Origin of the sequence: Streptomyces sp. NPDC014864, assembly GCF_043081525.1 — a bacterium.
Classification (GTDB): domain Bacteria; phylum Actinomycetota; class Actinomycetes; order Streptomycetales; family Streptomycetaceae; genus Streptomyces.
Genome location: NZ_JBIBWT010000004.1, coordinates 308673 through 323265 on the forward strand (window position 1 = coordinate 308673; position 14593 = coordinate 323265).

The 14593-nt window shown below is 72.5% G+C and carries 14 protein-coding genes; 11 read left to right on the plus strand and 3 right to left on the minus strand.

Going from position 1 to position 14593, the window contains the following annotated elements; genetic code table 11:
• Positions 1 to 231 precede the first annotated feature (231 nt).
• Positions 232 to 1488 (plus strand): hypothetical protein, encoded by a 1257-nt coding sequence (locus ACF1A5_RS09985; RefSeq protein WP_392192338.1) that lies wholly within the window; start codon positions 232 to 234, stop codon positions 1486 to 1488.
• Between the two features lie 4 nt (positions 1489 to 1492).
• Here the strand turns inward: ACF1A5_RS09985 and ACF1A5_RS09990 are convergent, their stop codons facing one another.
• Entirely contained in the window at positions 1493 to 2473 is a 981-nt protein-coding gene (locus tag ACF1A5_RS09990) for an ATP-binding protein (protein WP_392192339.1), read from the minus strand.
• Between the two features lie 100 nt (positions 2474 to 2573).
• Between ACF1A5_RS09990 and ACF1A5_RS09995 the strand changes: the two genes are divergently transcribed.
• Positions 2574 to 3437 (plus strand): oxidoreductase, encoded by an 864-nt coding sequence (locus ACF1A5_RS09995; RefSeq protein WP_392192340.1) that lies wholly within the window; start codon positions 2574 to 2576, stop codon positions 3435 to 3437.
• 398 nt (positions 3438 to 3835) lie between these two features.
• Here ACF1A5_RS09995 and ACF1A5_RS10000 read toward each other — a convergent pair whose 3' ends face one another.
• Positions 3836 to 4669 (minus strand): HAD family hydrolase, encoded by an 834-nt coding sequence (locus ACF1A5_RS10000; protein ID WP_392192341.1) that lies wholly within the window; start codon positions 4667 to 4669, stop codon positions 3836 to 3838.
• Between the two features lie 591 nt (positions 4670 to 5260).
• Between ACF1A5_RS10000 and ssd the strand changes: the two genes are divergently transcribed.
• From ssd to ACF1A5_RS10035, 7 genes are all read left to right on the plus strand, one after another.
• Complete coding sequence (gene ssd, locus ACF1A5_RS10005; RefSeq protein WP_392192342.1) at positions 5261 to 6364, plus strand: septum site-determining protein Ssd; 1104 nt, start codon at positions 5261 to 5263, stop codon at positions 6362 to 6364.
• Between the two features lie 416 nt (positions 6365 to 6780).
• Positions 6781 to 7983 carry a TadA family conjugal transfer-associated ATPase gene (locus ACF1A5_RS10010; RefSeq protein ID WP_392192343.1) on the plus strand — a complete coding sequence of 401 codons (1203 nt, stop codon included), beginning with the start codon at positions 6781 to 6783 and terminating at the stop codon, positions 7981 to 7983.
• Positions 7984 to 7988: 5 nt separating this feature from the next.
• Positions 7989 to 8864 carry a type II secretion system F family protein gene (locus ACF1A5_RS10015; RefSeq protein WP_392192344.1) on the plus strand — a complete coding sequence of 292 codons (876 nt, stop codon included), beginning with the start codon at positions 7989 to 7991 and terminating at the stop codon, positions 8862 to 8864.
• A complete protein-coding gene (locus tag ACF1A5_RS10020) occupies positions 8861 to 9691 on the plus strand; it encodes a type II secretion system F family protein (RefSeq protein ID WP_392192345.1) in 831 nt (276 codons plus the stop codon). The genes ACF1A5_RS10015 and ACF1A5_RS10020 overlap by 4 nt, the downstream gene beginning before the upstream one ends.
• A gap of 90 nt (positions 9692 to 9781) precedes the next feature.
• Positions 9782 to 9994, plus strand: coding sequence for a DUF4244 domain-containing protein (locus ACF1A5_RS10025; protein ID WP_392192346.1), 213 nt, complete (start codon positions 9782 to 9784; stop codon positions 9992 to 9994).
• Positions 9981 to 10382, plus strand: a complete 402-nt coding sequence (locus ACF1A5_RS10030; RefSeq protein WP_392192347.1) for a TadE family type IV pilus minor pilin — start codon at positions 9981 to 9983, stop codon at positions 10380 to 10382. The genes ACF1A5_RS10025 and ACF1A5_RS10030 overlap by 14 nt, the downstream gene beginning before the upstream one ends.
• A gap of 26 nt (positions 10383 to 10408) precedes the next feature.
• Positions 10409 to 10933, plus strand: a complete 525-nt coding sequence (locus ACF1A5_RS10035; RefSeq protein ID WP_392192348.1) for an Rv3654c family TadE-like protein — start codon at positions 10409 to 10411, stop codon at positions 10931 to 10933.
• Here the strand turns inward: ACF1A5_RS10035 and ACF1A5_RS10040 are convergent.
• A complete protein-coding gene (locus ACF1A5_RS10040; protein ID WP_392192349.1) occupies positions 10872 to 13364 on the minus strand; it encodes a DEAD/DEAH box helicase in 2493 nt (830 codons plus the stop codon). The two genes, ACF1A5_RS10035 and ACF1A5_RS10040, sit on opposite strands and share 62 nt — an antisense overlap.
• An 81-nt stretch (positions 13365 to 13445) precedes the next feature.
• Here ACF1A5_RS10040 and bldG point away from each other — a divergent pair, with 81 nt between their 5' ends.
• Complete coding sequence (gene bldG, locus ACF1A5_RS10045; protein ID WP_010986038.1) at positions 13446 to 13787, plus strand: anti-sigma factor antagonist BldG; 342 nt, start codon at positions 13446 to 13448, stop codon at positions 13785 to 13787.
• Between the two features lie 106 nt (positions 13788 to 13893).
• The gene (locus tag ACF1A5_RS10050; protein WP_392192350.1) at positions 13894 to 14325 is read left to right on the plus strand and encodes an ATP-binding protein; all 432 of its coding nucleotides are present in this window, start codon (positions 13894 to 13896) and stop codon (positions 14323 to 14325) included.
• Positions 14326 to 14593 lie beyond the last annotated feature (268 nt).

Below are 14593 nucleotides of genomic sequence, written 5' to 3' on the forward strand. Positions count from 1 at the left end.
ATCGGTAAAGCAATCGTAATTCAACGTAAAGGTCATGCATGAACATTCGGTGCAAATGGTGCACCACTTCACTCCGATGAGTGAAGCGGTCTTTTTATCGGCTTGTCGTACTAATTCCTCCTCGCCCTCGTGCGACCTTGACGGCGCTGCCGGCGCGTCCGGCGCGTCCGGCACAGGACCAGCACACGCCGTCTCGGCGTTGGACGAGAGAAGGAAGAAGGTGGGCGGAACATGGCCGCCACCCAGAGGATCGCCGCGGGCGCCGTGGTCGCCGCGGCCTGTGCCTCTTCGCTCGCGGGTTGTGCGGGCGACACCGATGTCTCCGGACAGGGGGCGCACGGCCCGCTGGGTGCGCCCGCGCCCGGAAGCGTCGTCCGTCTCATCGGCGACGGCTCCACCGCGTACACCGGTGCCCAGCCGCACCTGCCCAGACCGGAGCGGCTCGAACCCGGTCGGAAGCCACCGCAGTTCGTCGTTTTCTCCTGGGACGGCGCGGGGGAGGACCGCCAGAAGCTGTTCTCCCACTTCCGCAAGGTGGCCAAGGCCAACAACGCGACGATGACGTACTTCCTCAGCGGGGTGTACCTGCTCCCGAAGGACAGGCGGGATCTGTACCGCCCCCCGCAGCACGAGCCCGGCAGCTCGGAGATCGGCTTCAACGACGAGAAGGGCATCACCGACACCGTCAAGCAACTCCGCCTGGCGTGGCTGGAGGGCAACGAGATCGGCACCCACTTCAACGGCCACTTCTGCGGTGAGAACGGTGGCGTCGGCCAGTGGTCGGTCGAGGAGTGGAAGAGCGAGATCGCCCAGGCGAAGGAGTTCGTGAAGACCTGGAAGACCAACACCGGCCTGCGGGACGCCGCGCCGCTGCCGTTCGACTACGACAAGGAACTCGTCGGCGCCCGCACCCCTTGCCTCGAGGGCCAGAAGAACTTCATGAAGGCGGCCCGGGACCTGGGCTTCCGCTACGACACCAGCGGCGTCAACAACCAGGTGTGGCCGAGGAAGAAGTACGGTCTGTGGGACCTGTCGATGCAGCTCGTGCCCTTCCCCGGCCACACCTACGAGCAGCTCACCATGGACTACAACTTCATGGTCAACCAGTCCGGCACCCTGACGCAGGGCGACCCGGACAAGTTCGACTACTGGGGCGACCAGATGCGCGACGGCCTGCTCAAGGGCTTCTACCGGGCCTACGACGGCAACCGCGCGCCCCTCGTCATCGGCAACCACTTCGAGTCCTGGAACGGTGGCACCTACATGCGCGCCATCGACGAGGTGGTGGAGCAGGTGTGCAACAAGCCCGACGTGCGCTGTGTCTCCTTCCGGCAACTGGCCGACTGGCTGGACGCCCAGGACCCGCAGACCCTCGCCAAACTGCGCGGCCTGGGGGTCGGCGAGGCCCCGCAGCAGGGCTGGGCGTCCTTCCTGTCCGGCCACCCCGCCCCGGCACCCAGGGGCGTGCCCGGGGCGCCGAGGCCGTAGCCCGTCACGCGGGGGCGGTGACGCCTTCGCCGAGGACGAATCCGGGGTCGATCTGCGCGGCCAGGTCGGTCCCGGTGCGCTCGTTGCCCCACGAGTGGGCGTTCTTCAGGTGGAAGTGCGCCATCTGGCGGGTGTAGCGCTCCCAGTCGCGCAGCTCGTAGGTGGCGTCCGCGGCGACCTGGAGCGTGCGCAGGGCCCGGCGGTTGGTGTCCTCCAGGAAGGGGAACCGGGGCGGCCGGCCCTTCTCCATGGCGCGCACCCAGTTCGAGTGCCCGACGGTCACCAGCAGGTCGTCACCGACCTCGGATCGGAGGAAGTCGAGGTCGTCCCGGCCCTGCACCTTGTTGCCGACGACCTGCAGGACGACGCCGAAGTCGCGGGCGTACTCCTTGTACTGGCGGTAGACGGAGACCCCCTTCCGGGTCGGCTCCGCGACGAGGAACGTGATGTCGAAGCGGGTGAACATGCCGGAGGCGAAGCTGTCCGAACCCGCCGTCATGTCGACCACGACGTACTCGTCGCGGCTGTCCACCAGGTGATTCAGGAACAGCTCCACCGCTCCGGTCTTGGAGTGGTAGCAGGCGACCCCCAGGTCGGCGTCCGTGAAGGGGCCCGTGACCATCAAACGGACGGCCCCGCCGTCGAGTTCCACCGGCCGAGCACAGGCGTCGTAGAGGGGGTTGTCCTCGCGCACGCGGAGCAGCCGCGACCCCTCGCCGGGCGGCGTGGTCTTGATCATCGTGTCGGCGGAGGCGATGCGCGGGTTGGTGCCGCGCAGGTAGTCCTTGATCAGCGGCAGCCGGTCGCCCATCGCGGGCAGCGCGGCCGACTCGGCCTCCTCCAGACCGAGTGCGGCCCCGAGGTGCTGGTTGATGTCGGCGTCGACCGCGACGACGGGCGCGCCGGCGGCTGCCAGATGGCGGATGAACAAGGAGGACAGCGTGGTCTTGCCGCTGCCGCCCTTCCCGACGAAAGCAATTTTCATGTTCACGAAGCGTAGTCGCCGGTCACTTTGAGTGGCAGGTGTGCGTGAAGAAGACCACTCCTTCGTGGGGTGGGGCGCCGGGGTGCGTAGGGTCGTACTCATGAGTACGACAGGCGCGAACGCCGATCCGCCCCCAAGCTCTCGCACGGGCTCGGGCCGGGAGGATCCTCTTGCGGCCCTGGGCTCGCTGCCCGGCGTGGCCGAGTCCGTGGAGTCCGTGCGCAAGGCCGTGGACCGGGTCTACGGACACCGGATCATGCGGCGCCGGAGCAATGAGATCACCTCCGAGGCGGCGCTCCGCGGCGCCCGGGGCTCCGCGGCGCTGTCCGGTGCCGACTGGGCCCTGGAGGAGGTGCGCCGACGCACCGACTTCAGTGGCGACGGCGAGGCCCGTGTGATGGGTGCGGCGCTGCGGCTCACGGCGGAGGCGGGCCAACTGCTGTCCATCTGGCGGCAGTCCCCGCTCCGCGTGCTGGCCCGGCTCCACCTGGTGGCCGCCGCGAGCGACGACGGCACGGTCGGGCGGCCGCGCCAGGAGGGCGAAGGCGTCGACGAGCCGCTGATCGAGCTGCCGCTGCCGAGCGCGGCCGAGGTCTCCGGCCGTCTGGAGGGGCTGTCGGAGCTGATCATCGCGGGTGGCTCCGCTCCCGCGCTGGTCACGGCGGCCGTCGTGCACGGCGAGATCCTCGCGCTGCGCCCCTTCGTCTCCCACAACGGCCTGGTCGCGCGGGCGGCCGAGCGCATCGTCCTGATCGGCAGCGGTCTGGACCCCAAGTCGGTCTGTCCGGCCGAGGTGGGCCACGCCGAGCAGGGCCGCGCGGCCTACCTGGCGGCCCTCGACGGCTACGTCTCCGGCACTCCGGAGGGCATGGCCGCCTGGATCGCCCACTGCGGCAGGTCGGTCGGGCTGGGAGCGCGCGAGTCGACGGCGGTGTGCGAGGCGCTGCAGCGCGGGGCGGCCTGACAAGGGTTGTGGCGGTACGAGGCCCTGACAAGGGTTGCGGCGGTACGAGGACTCGTACCGCCGCTGGCATGTCCACCGAGTTACCAAGCGTCCTCGATATATCGCCCATCAGGTCGGGATCTTTGCCCGTCACCTGGTGCGGCTGGCCCGTAATCGACGGGTCGACGTCGCGTGGGTGCTCCGTGGCCATGCTCGGTCCGTGGGGCCAAATGCGTTGAAAAGGTGATCCTCGCGGATGTCCTTCGGTCTCGCGGGCCGTTGTGTCCTTTGTACTGCAGGCGGGGAGTAAGCGGAACCCCTACCTGCACTTCTTTACTTTCGACCGCAAAAGCGCCGGAAACGGGCGCCGGGGCACCGAACAGGGGCGGCCCCGGCGCACATGTCGGCCCGTCAGGTCGTCAGGCCGGCAAGGCCCGCCGCCGGCTCGCGTACCAGACGAGCCCCGCGGTGGCCGCCGCCGCCCCTATCGCGGCCGCCGCGACCAGGGCCGGACGCGGGGGTACGGAGAACGTGGGCACCCGCTGCTTGAGCCGGACAGGTCGGTTGAAGTCCAGAATCGCCCACTCGCGTGCGAGTGCCTCCCGGCGCAGCGCGCGGTCCGGGTTGACCGCGTGCGGATGGCCGACCGCCTCCAGCATCGGCAGGTCGGTCACCGAGTCGCTGTAGGCGTAGCAGCGGGAGAGGTCGTAGCCCTCCGACTCGGCCAGTTCCCGGATCGCCTCCGCCTTCGTCGGGCCGTACGCGTAGTACTCCACCTCGCCGGTGAAGCAGCCGTCCTCGCCCACCACCATCCGGGTGGCCACCACCCGGTCCGCGCCGAGCAGTTCGCCGATCGGCTCGACCACCTCGGCACCCGACGTGGACACGATGACGACGTCACGTCCGGCGGTGTGGTGCTTCTCGACGAGGGACGCGGCCTCGTCGTAGATGATCGGGTCGATCAGCTCGTGCAGCGTCTCGGCGACGAGGTCCTTGACCTGCTGCACGTTCCAGCCGCGGCACAGCGCGGACAGGTACGCGCGCATCCGCTCCATCTGGTCGTGGTCGGCGCCGCCGGCGAGGAAGACGAACTGGGCATAGGCGGTGCGCAAGACGGCCCTGCGGTTGATCAGGCCGCCTTGGTAGAACGACTTGCTGAACGTGAGCGCGCTCGACTTGGCAATGACCGTCTTGTCCAGATCGAAGAAGGCCGCTGCGCGAGGCAAGGAGTGGTTTTCCACGACCCTGAGCATAGGGGCAGCCCATTCGGCGTAAGGTGGGCGCGTGGGTTTGCCTGAGAGGGCTCTCGGGTACACCATGGAAGTCACGGATCGTTCGCGACCGTGCTAACCCGGTCCGACTCCTCCCCCCCGAGTCGGCCGTGGAGACGACCCCCGCTCTCCCCCCCGGCGGGGGTCGTCGCATGTCCGGGCACTTTTCTTCCCTTTCCCGCCTTCTCCGCACGGTCGCCGTACGGCCCGTGCCGGGACGCCGGGCCCGCGTCAACACATCGGCGATCCGTGACTGTGCGTAGTCGGTGCGATGCGCTGCGGAAGTCGTGCGGGAACCGGCGCGCGCCTCACCGGTTTGGGTGACGGCAATATTCACAACAGCCGAGTTGTCCACAGTTATCGACCAAGATCCACATGATTTCCCGGATCGCTGCATCGTGATTCCGGCGCGTACCGCTCGCGGCGAGTTCATGGCCGGTTCCGGTTAGTCGGGCGCGTTTGGCCGGTTCGTATCGGCCGTCCATATGAAGGCCGGTTGCCGGTTCTTCACATGGTGGGGATTCGCGGGGCCACGGGGGCCGTGCGACAGACGCAGCGAAGGGGGAAGAACCGGTGACCGGAACCGTCACACACGATCCGCCGTCCGCCGCCGGAGGGCGGCAGGGCAGACCGCTGATCGTCACTGAGGACGCCGAGCTCCTGGACGACCTGCTGCGCCTGTGCGCGGCGGCGGGCGCCACGCCCGAGGTCCACCACGGGGTGCCCGCGCGCGGGGGCGTCTGGGAGGCCGCGCCGCTGGTGCTGGTCGGAGACGACGCCGCGCGGCGGGTGCGCGGGGCTGCCCGCAGAAGCGGAGTGGTGCTGGTCGGCCGCGACCAGGACGACTCCGGGGTCTGGCGGCGCGCCGTCGAGATCGGCGCCGACCACGTGCTGGTGCTGCCCGACGGCGAGCAGTGGCTCGTCGACCGCATCGCCGACGTCGCCGAGGGAGTCGGCCGGCCCGCGCTCACCGTCGGCGTCGTCGGCGGCCGCGGCGGAGCCGGGGCGTCCACGCTGGCCTGCGCGCTCGCCGTCACCTCCGCACGGGAGGGCCTGCGCACCCTGCTCGTGGACGCCGATCCGCTGGGCGGCGGTCTCGACGTGCTCCTGGGAGGGGAGACGGCCGAGGGGCTGCGCTGGCCGGCGTTCGCCGCCTCGCGCGGCAGGGTCGGCGGCGGCGCCCTGGAGGAGTCACTGCCCGAACTGCACGCGCTGCGCGTGCTCAGCTGGGACCGCGGCGACTGCGTCGCCATCCCGCCCCAGGCCGTCCGGGCGGTGCTGGCCGCCGCCCGGCGGCGCGGCGGCGCCGTGGTGGTCGACCTGCCCCGCCGCGTCGACGAAGGCGTCGCCGAGGCCCTTGCCCAGCTCGATGTGGGCCTGCTCGTGGTCCCCGCCGAACTGCGTGCCGTGGCGGCCGCCGCGCGGGTGGCCTCCGCGGTCGGCATGGTCCTGCGGGACGTGCGCGTGGCAGTCCGGGGCCCTTACGCACCGGGGCTGGACGACCGTGAGGTGGCCCGGCTGCTCGGGCTGCCGCTGGCCGGCGAGGTCCCGGTGGAGTCCGCGCTGCTGCGGCCCGGAGAGCGCAGGACACCACCGGGCGCGACCGCGCGCGGACCCCTGGCCCGCTTCTGCACGGCTTTCTGGGAGCGGGCCCTGATCGAAGCGGGTGCCGCATGAGGACGGCGAGCGGGCGACGGCGGGCGTGGGAGGCGGCATGAGGGCGGTGGCCGGGCGGTGGCGGGTGTGGGAGGCGGTATGAGGGCGACGACCGAGCGGCGGCGCATGCGGGAGGAGCCATGAGGGTGGTGACTGAGCGAGGGCTGACGCGGGAGGCGGCCATGAGACGGGTGTCCACGCCTACGTCGGCCATGGATACGACGGCTGCGTTTGCGTCGGCCGCGAGTGCGTCGGCCGCGGGCAAGTCGGCGGAGAACGCGCCGGGCGTGAGCAGGGCGGCGATGAACGCGGCGGCCGTGAGCGGGTCGGCCGTAAGCGGGTCGGCCGAGAAGGGGATGGCCATGAGCCGTACGGCTGGGAGCGGGGCGGCCATGAGCGGTGTCGCTGTAAGCGCGGCGCCTGTGAGCGGGTGGGCCATGAGGGGGCCCGGGAGAGGCGCCACGGGGTGGGGCGCCGGCCCGGGGTCCTCCGCGGAGTTGCTGGACGGCGTACGGCAGTGGCTCGCCGAGAGCGGGGCCGAGCCGACGCCCGCGCGGGTGGCGCAGGCGCTGCGGGAGCAGGGGCGGGTACTCGGGGACGCGGAGGTGCTCGGGGCGGCCGAGCAGCTGCGCTCCGAGCTCATCGGAAGCGGTCCGCTGGAGCCGCTGCTCGCCGACCCGACCGTGACCGACGTCCTGGTGTCGGCCCCGGACCGGGTGTGGGTGGACCGCGGTGGCGGCCTGGAGCGGGCCGCAGTCGCCTTCCCCGACGCCCCGGCCGTACGACGCCTGGCGCAGCGCCTGGCCGCCGTGGCGGGACGGCGGCTGGACGACGCCCGTCCGTGGGTCGACGCCCGCCTGCCCGACGGCACACGCCTGCACGCGGTGCTGCCCCCGGTCGCCGTCGGCTGCACCTGCCTGTCGCTGCGCGTCGTCCGGCCGCGCGCGTTCACGCTCGACGAACTGGTGACTGCCGGCACGGTGCCGCCGGGCGGGGACAGGGTGCTGCGGGCCCTGGTGGAGGCGCGCCTGTCCTTCCTCATCAGCGGGGGGACGGGCAGCGGGAAGACCACGTTGCTGAGCGCCCTGCTGGGTCTGGTCGGACCGGGCGAGCGGATCGTGCTCGCCGAGGACTCGGCGGAGCTGCGGCCCGACCATCCGCACGTGGTCCGGCTGGAGAGCAGACCCGCCAACCAGGAGGGAGCGGGCCTCGTCACGCTCGAGGACCTGGTGCGGCAGGCGCTGCGGATGCGGCCGGACCGGCTGGTCGTGGGCGAGGTGCGCGGGGCCGAGGTCGTTCACCTGCTGGCCGCGCTGAACACCGGCCACGAAGGCGGCTGCGGCACGGTGCACGCCAACGCGGCCGCGGACGTCCCGGCCCGCCTGGAGGCGCTGGGTACGGCGGCCGGGCTGGACCGGGCCGCCTTGCACAGCCAGTTGGCGGCCGCGCTGGCCGTGGTGCTGCACCTCGCCCGCGACCGCTCCGGGCGGCGGCGGATCGCCGAGGTGCGGGTGCTGGAGCGGGATGTGTCGGGGCTGGTCCGCACAGTTCCGGCGCTGCGCTGGGGCGCGGAGTCCTTCGTGGAGGAACGGGGGTGGGAGCGGCTGCGACAACTGCTCCACCCGGAGAGGGAGTGGTGAGCGGCATGGGTGGGACGCCCTTGGGCCAGGTGTGTCTGGGCGCGGCGACGGCGTGCGCCGGGGCCGCCTTGTGGCTGACGGTTGGGCGGCACTCCGGGGCACGACGGGCGCGGCTGCTGCTGTCCGGTGGCGGGGCGGTGGCCACGGGTCCGCCGTCCTGGGACCGGGTCCTCGGCGAACTCCGACGGATCCGCGGCCGGTTACGGGGTGAGTGGTGGGCGCTGGCCGCCGGGCTGGTGCTGGCGGTCATGGGCGCCTCGGTGCTGCCGGTCGCCGCGGGGGCGGCCGGGGTTCCGCTGCTGCGCCGGACCCGGCTCGCCCGGGCCGCCCACCGGGCACGGGAGCGACGGGCGGACGCGGTGATCGCGCTGTGCGGGACGCTCGCCGGGGAGGTGCGGGCCGGACGGCAGCCGAGCGAGGCGCTGTTGTGCGCCGCCCGGGACTCGGGCGGGCTCGGGGAGGGCCAGGCGGCGGTGCTGGCGGCGGCGCGGTTCGGCGGTGACGTGCCGGGCGCGCTCGCCGTGGCCGCACGGCAGCCGGGCGCCGAGGGGCTGCGGGGTCTGGCGGCCTGCTGGCGGGTGGCGGTGGACCGGGGCGCGGGCCTGGCGGCCGGTCTGGGCCGGCTCGAGGAGGCGCTACGGGCGGAGCGGGACCAACGGGCCGACCTGCGAGCGCAGTTGGCGGGAGCCCGGGCGACGGCGCTCATGCTGGCCGGCCTGCCGGCCCTGGGTCTCCTTCTCGGTACGGCCATGGGGGCCGACCCCCTGCGGGTGCTGCTGCACACCGGAGCGGGCCTGGGCTGTCTGGTCGTGGGCGGGGCCTTCGAGGCCGTGGGGCTGTGGTGGGCGCTGCGCATCGTGCGCCGGGCGGAGGCGGCATGAACACGAATGTGGAAGCCGTCCACAGGCTGGGGGCGGCCGTCGGGGTGGCGCTGCTCCTGTGGCAGCTGGTCCGGTGGCCGGAGGCGGTCCGCCGCGGACGGAGGGTGCGGCGACGCCTGGCCTCACTGCTGGAGGCGGAGCCGGAGGCGGGAGCGGCGCCGCAGGGCCTACGTGCCGGACGGTGGTGGCGGGGCCGGGACGCCGTGCCGGGATGGCTGCTGCCCGCGGTGGGCGTCGTGGGCGCCGGGTGGGTGCTCGTCGGCGGGCTCCCCGGTGTCGTGGTCGGGGTGGTGGCCGCGGTCGGGCTCCGGCAGTGGCATCGGCGACGGGCGCCGGCGGGTCCTGGGGACGCCGATCCTGAGGCGTTCGATGCGTTCGAGGCGGCGCGCCAACTCCCCCTGGCCGCAGACCTGCTGGCGGCCTGTATCGCGGCCGGTGCCGGCCCGGTGGTCGCCGCCCAGGCGGTGGGCGAGGCACTGGCGGGCCCCGTCGGGGCAGCGCTGGCGCGAGGAGCTGCCGAGGTCCGGCTCGGCGGGGAACCGGCCGGCGCGTGGCGCGGGCTCGCCGCGATACCGGGCGCCGCGGCCCTGGCCCGCCTGCTGGAGCGGGCCGGCGAGTCCGGCCTCCCCGCGGCGGCACCGGCCGCACGGCTGGCGGCCGACACCCGCGCCGACCGGGGGCGCGCCGCCACGGCCCGGGCCCGCCGGGCCGCCGTCCTGGTCACCGCGCCGGTGGGGCTGTGCTTCCTGCCCGCCTTCGTCTCGGTCGGGGTGCTGCCCGTGGTGATCGGTCTCGCGGGCGGGGTGCTGCGAGGAGGTGGTGGCTGACCGAGTGAGGAGCGGGAGCCGAACGGCACCGCACAGGAGCGGTTTTCGAACGACGAACAAGCAACAGTGCGAGACCTCACGGGGGTTGAGATGGACGGGAAGGTACGGGCGCGGATGCGTGCCCTGGTGGTGCGGGCGCGTGCCCTGGTGCGCGTGGATGCCGGGATGGTCACGTCCGAGTACGCGATGGGGATCATCGCGGCGGTGGCGTTCGCCGTCCTGCTGTACGAGGTGGTCACGAGCGGGCAGGTCAAGTCGGAACTGCAGGCCATCGTGAAGCGGGCCCTCAGTGCGCGGATGTGAAAGGGACCGCGACCGGGGGTTCGTGACGGCGGAGGCGGCCATGGCGCTGCCCGTGCTGGTGCTGGTCGTGACGGCGCTGGTGTGGGGGCTGCTGGTGGTGCTCGCGCAGATCCAGTGCGTGGACGCGGCTCGGGCGGGCGCCCGCGCCGCCGCCCGCCAGGACCCGGACGGCGCGGTCACCGAGGTGGCCCGCGAGGTGGCGCCGCACGGCGCGAGCGTCTCGGTGGCCCGGAAGGGAGGAGAGGTCCGTGTGGTGGTCGTGGCGGATCCGCCCGGGATGGGCGTGCTGCCGTTCCGCCTGAGGGAGGAGGCAGTGGCGGAGTCCGAGGAGACCGTGGGAGCGGAGCCGGCGCAGGGGGCGCGAGCGACGAGAGGAGCCACGTCGTGATGCGTCGTTCGAGCGGGTACCGCTCCATGAGGAGCGACCTCTGGAAACGCCTCTCGAGACGCCTCTCGAACCCACTCACGGACCGTGGCTCGGACCCGAACTCGGATCGTGGCTCGGCCACCGTCTGGAGCGTCGGGGCGATCGCCGTGCTCTGTGCGGTGTTCGGCGTCGCACTGGCCCTGGGGCAGGCCGTGGTGACCCGGCATCGTGCCGCGGGGGCGGCCGACCTCGCGGCGCTGGCCGCCGCCGACCACTGGGCGGAGGGCACCGCGGCCGCCTGTGCCCGGGCCGAGCAGGTGGCAGGCGCCCAGGGCACCCGGCTGGTCCGGTGCGCGATCGTCGGCGACACCTCGGACGTGACCGCGGTCTCGGAGCGGGGACCGTTCACCGCGGAGGTGAGAGCACGGGCGGGACCGGCGGGCCCCGTTCCGCAGGAAGCGGGAACGCCTCCTGCGGGGAGCCGGTTCCGGCTCTCCGCACCCGAGGGTGCTAGGCCTCCCCCTCCACCTCCGGGCCCCGTTCCCCCTCCGCCGCGTCGGGCGCCCCCTTGAGCAGCACCGTCAGCAGGCGTACCGCGCCCCTCTTGTGCAGTGGTTCGTTGCCGTTGCCGCACTTGGGGGACTGGATGCAGGAGGGACAGCCCGCCTCGCACTCGCAGGAGGCGATGGCTTCGAGGGTGGCGGTGAGCCAGGCGCGGGCGGTGTGGAAGGCGCGCTCCGCGAAGCCCGCGCCGCCCGGGTGGCCGTCGTAGACGAAGACCGTCGGCAGGAGCGTGTCCGGGTGCAGCGGGACGGAGACGCCGCCGATGTCCCAGCGGTCGCAGGTCGCGAACAGGGGCAGCATGCCGATCGACGCGTGCTCGGCGGCGTGCAGGGCGCCGCCGAGGATCTCCGGGTTGATCCGGGCCTCGTCGAGCTGGTCCTCGGTGACCGTCCACCACACCGCGCGCGTGCGCAGCGTACGAGGAGGGAGATCGAGTTTCGTCTCGCCCAGCACTTCACCGGTGATGACCCGGCGGCGCAGGAAGGAGACCACCTGGTTGGTGACCTCGACGGAGCCGTAGCACAGGCGGCCGTCGCCCCACGGGACCTCGACGTCCGTCTCCAGGACGGAGATGGACGTGGTGTCGCGGGCGACCGTCGTGTAGGGCGGGTTCGCCTCCTCGACCAGGGCGACCGAGTCCTCCAGGTCGAGGGAGCGCACCAGATAGGTGCGGCCCTGGTGCAGATGTACCGCGCCCTCGTGGACCGCCGTGTGGGCGGCGCCCGCGTCCACCGTGCCGAGCAGCCGTCCGGTGCCCGCCTCGACGATCTGCACCGGGCGTCCGCCCTCGCCGCGGATGTCGGTCAGGTCGGCGGCCCGCTCCCGGCGGGTCCAGTGCCAGGCCCTGGCCCGGCGGCGCAGCAGCTTCGCGGCCTCCAGCTGCGGCAGCAGCTCCGCGCAGGCGGGGCCGAACAGCTCGACGTCCTCGTCGGTGAGCGGCAGCTCGGCGGCGGCCGCGCACAGGTGGGGGGCGAGGACGTACGGGTTGTCCGGGTCGAGGACGGTGGATTCGACCGGTTGGTCGAACAGGGCCTCGGGGTGGTGGACGAGGAAGGTGTCCAGCGGGTCGTCGCGAGCGACCAGCACCGCCAGGGCTCCCTGTCCGGCGCGGCCCGCCCGGCCGGCCTGCTGCCACAGGGACGCGCGGGTCCCCGGGTAGCCGGCGATCACCACCGCGTCCAGGCCGGACACGTCGACGCCCAGCTCCAGGGCGGTCGTCGCCGCGAGTCCGAGGAGTTCGCCGGAGTGCAGGGCGCGTTCCAGGGCGCGGCGTTCCTCGGGGAGGTAGCCGCCGCGGTACGCCGCGACACGCCGGGCCAGCGACCGGTCGATCTCAGCGAGCCGTTCCTGGGCGATCACCGAGATCAGTTCGGCGCCGCGCCGGGAGCGTACGAAGGCGACCGAGCGGACGCCCTGGAGGGTCAGGTCGGTGAGCAGGTCGGCGGTCTCCGCGGTGGCGGTGCGTCGGACGGGTGCGCCCTTCTCGCCCTGGAGTTCGGTGAGCGGGGGCTCCCAGAGGGCGAACACGAGTTCGCCGCGGGGTGAGGCGTCGTCGGCGACCTCGACCACCGGTACGCCGGTCAGCCGGCGGGCGGCCACCGAGGGTTCGGCGGCGGTCGCCGAGGCCAGCAGGAAGACCGGCGAGGCGCCGTAGCGCGCGCACAGGCGGCGCAGACGGCGCAGCACCTGGGCGACGTGGGAGCCGAAGACGCCCCGGTAGGTGTGGCACTCGTCGATGACGACGTACTTCAGGGCACGCAGGAAGGAGGACCAGCGCGGGTGGGAGGGCAGGATCCCGCGGTGCAGCATGTCGGGGTTGGTGAGGACGTAGTTGCCGTACTGGCGGATCCACTCGCGCTCCTCGGGCGGGGTGTCGCCGTCGTACACCGCCGGGCGTACGGCCTTGCCCAGCGGCCGCGCGAGTTCCCGGACCGCGCGGCACTGGTCGGCGGCCAGGGCCTTGGTGGGAGCCAGGTAGAGGGCGGTCGCGCCACGCCCGTTCGCGGCCTCGGAGCCGTCCAGCAGGGTGGACAGCACGGGCACGACGTACGCCAGGGACTTGCCGGACGCCGTGCCCGTGGCGACGACGACCGAGTCGCCGTCGAGGGCGTGCTCGGCGGCGCGCGCCTGATGGGCCCAGGGATGCTCGATGCCGCACGCCTGCACCGCGGCGACGACCTCCGAACGAATACGGTCAGGCCAAACGGCATGGCGACCCGCCCGCGGGGGCAAGTGCTCCGTATGAGTGATGCGCGCAGCCCGGCTCGGCCCCGAGGCGAGCCGGTGCAGGACCGCGTCCGGCGCCAGGCGGGACGCGGTGTTCGTCGGGGATCGATCGGATCGGTGATTCTCGGCCATCGGCACCGAGTGTGTCACCGGCGTGACGGACAATGGAGCCAAGGCGTCGTGCACGCCTGCCGGTAAGTGATTGAATGCCATCGCGGCTGGCGAACCGTCCTGGGGGCTTCAAGCCGAGGTGCCCAAGGGGCGACCGCTCGATAGCAAGGTGCTGGAGGATCCGTGGACCTGTCCCTGTCGACCCGTACCGTCGGCGATCGTACGGTCGTCGAGGTCGGTGGCGAAATCGACGTATATACCGCGCCCAAGCTGCGCGAGCAGTTGGTCGAGCTGGTGAACGACGGGAATTTCCACCTCGTCGTCGACATGGAGGGCGTGGACTTCCTCGACTCCACCGGGCTCGGCGTACTGGTCGGCGGCCTGAAGCGAGTGCGTGCCCATGAGGGCTCGCTGCGCCTGGTCTGCAACCAGGAGCGCATTCTGAAGATCTTCCGTATCACCGGCCTCACCAAGGTGTTCCCGATTCACACCTCGGTCGAGGAAGCGGTGGCGGCCACCGACTGACGACCGGCCCCGGGCCGGTGCCCGGGGCGACGAAGTACCAGCGAGGGACTGGGCTTTTCGGCGGCCCGGCCCCCCGACAGCACGCCCGTAGCTCCGAGGGGGACGTATGGCCATCGTCGAACTCCGCTTCAGCGCGCTGCCCGAGCACGTCCGGACCGCCCGGTTGGTGGCGGCAGCGGTGGCGCGCAGGGCAGGAGTGGACGAGGCCGTCCTCGACGAGGTCAGGCTCGCCGTCGGCGAGGCCTGCACCCGTGCCGTCGGGCTGCATCAGAACGGCGGGATCTCGGCACCGGTCAAGGTGATGCTGATCGAGGAGGAGAAACAGTTCTCCATCGAGGTCGGCGACGAGGCCCCGCACGCACCTCACGTCGCCGGGGGCGCCACCGGCGCTCCGGAGGAGGCCGAGGCCGAGGAGGACGAGATGGGCCTCGCGGTCATCAGCGGCCTTGTCGACGACGTGGAGGTCACGGCCGGGGAGCACGGCGGGTCCATCAAGATGACCTGGCCGTCCACACCACCGGCCGCGGTGTTTTCCTGAGCCGGCCGCACACAGCGTCTGTCCCGAAGGGCCCTACTCCGGTAGGGCCCTTCGGCGTGTCGGCATGTCGTCGCCCGGGCTTACAGTAGGGATGCAGCGATATCGTGAATTCATTCACGATCAATAGCCCGATAATGGATCAAGCGTCAATGCTTTTGAGGCATTACTACTTTCGGGCCCCGTGGACGCCCGGCGATCATTTGCTGAGGAGCATGTGAAGGCTGATTCCATTTACCGGGCTCTGTTTTGATCAGGTTCCGGTACCTAC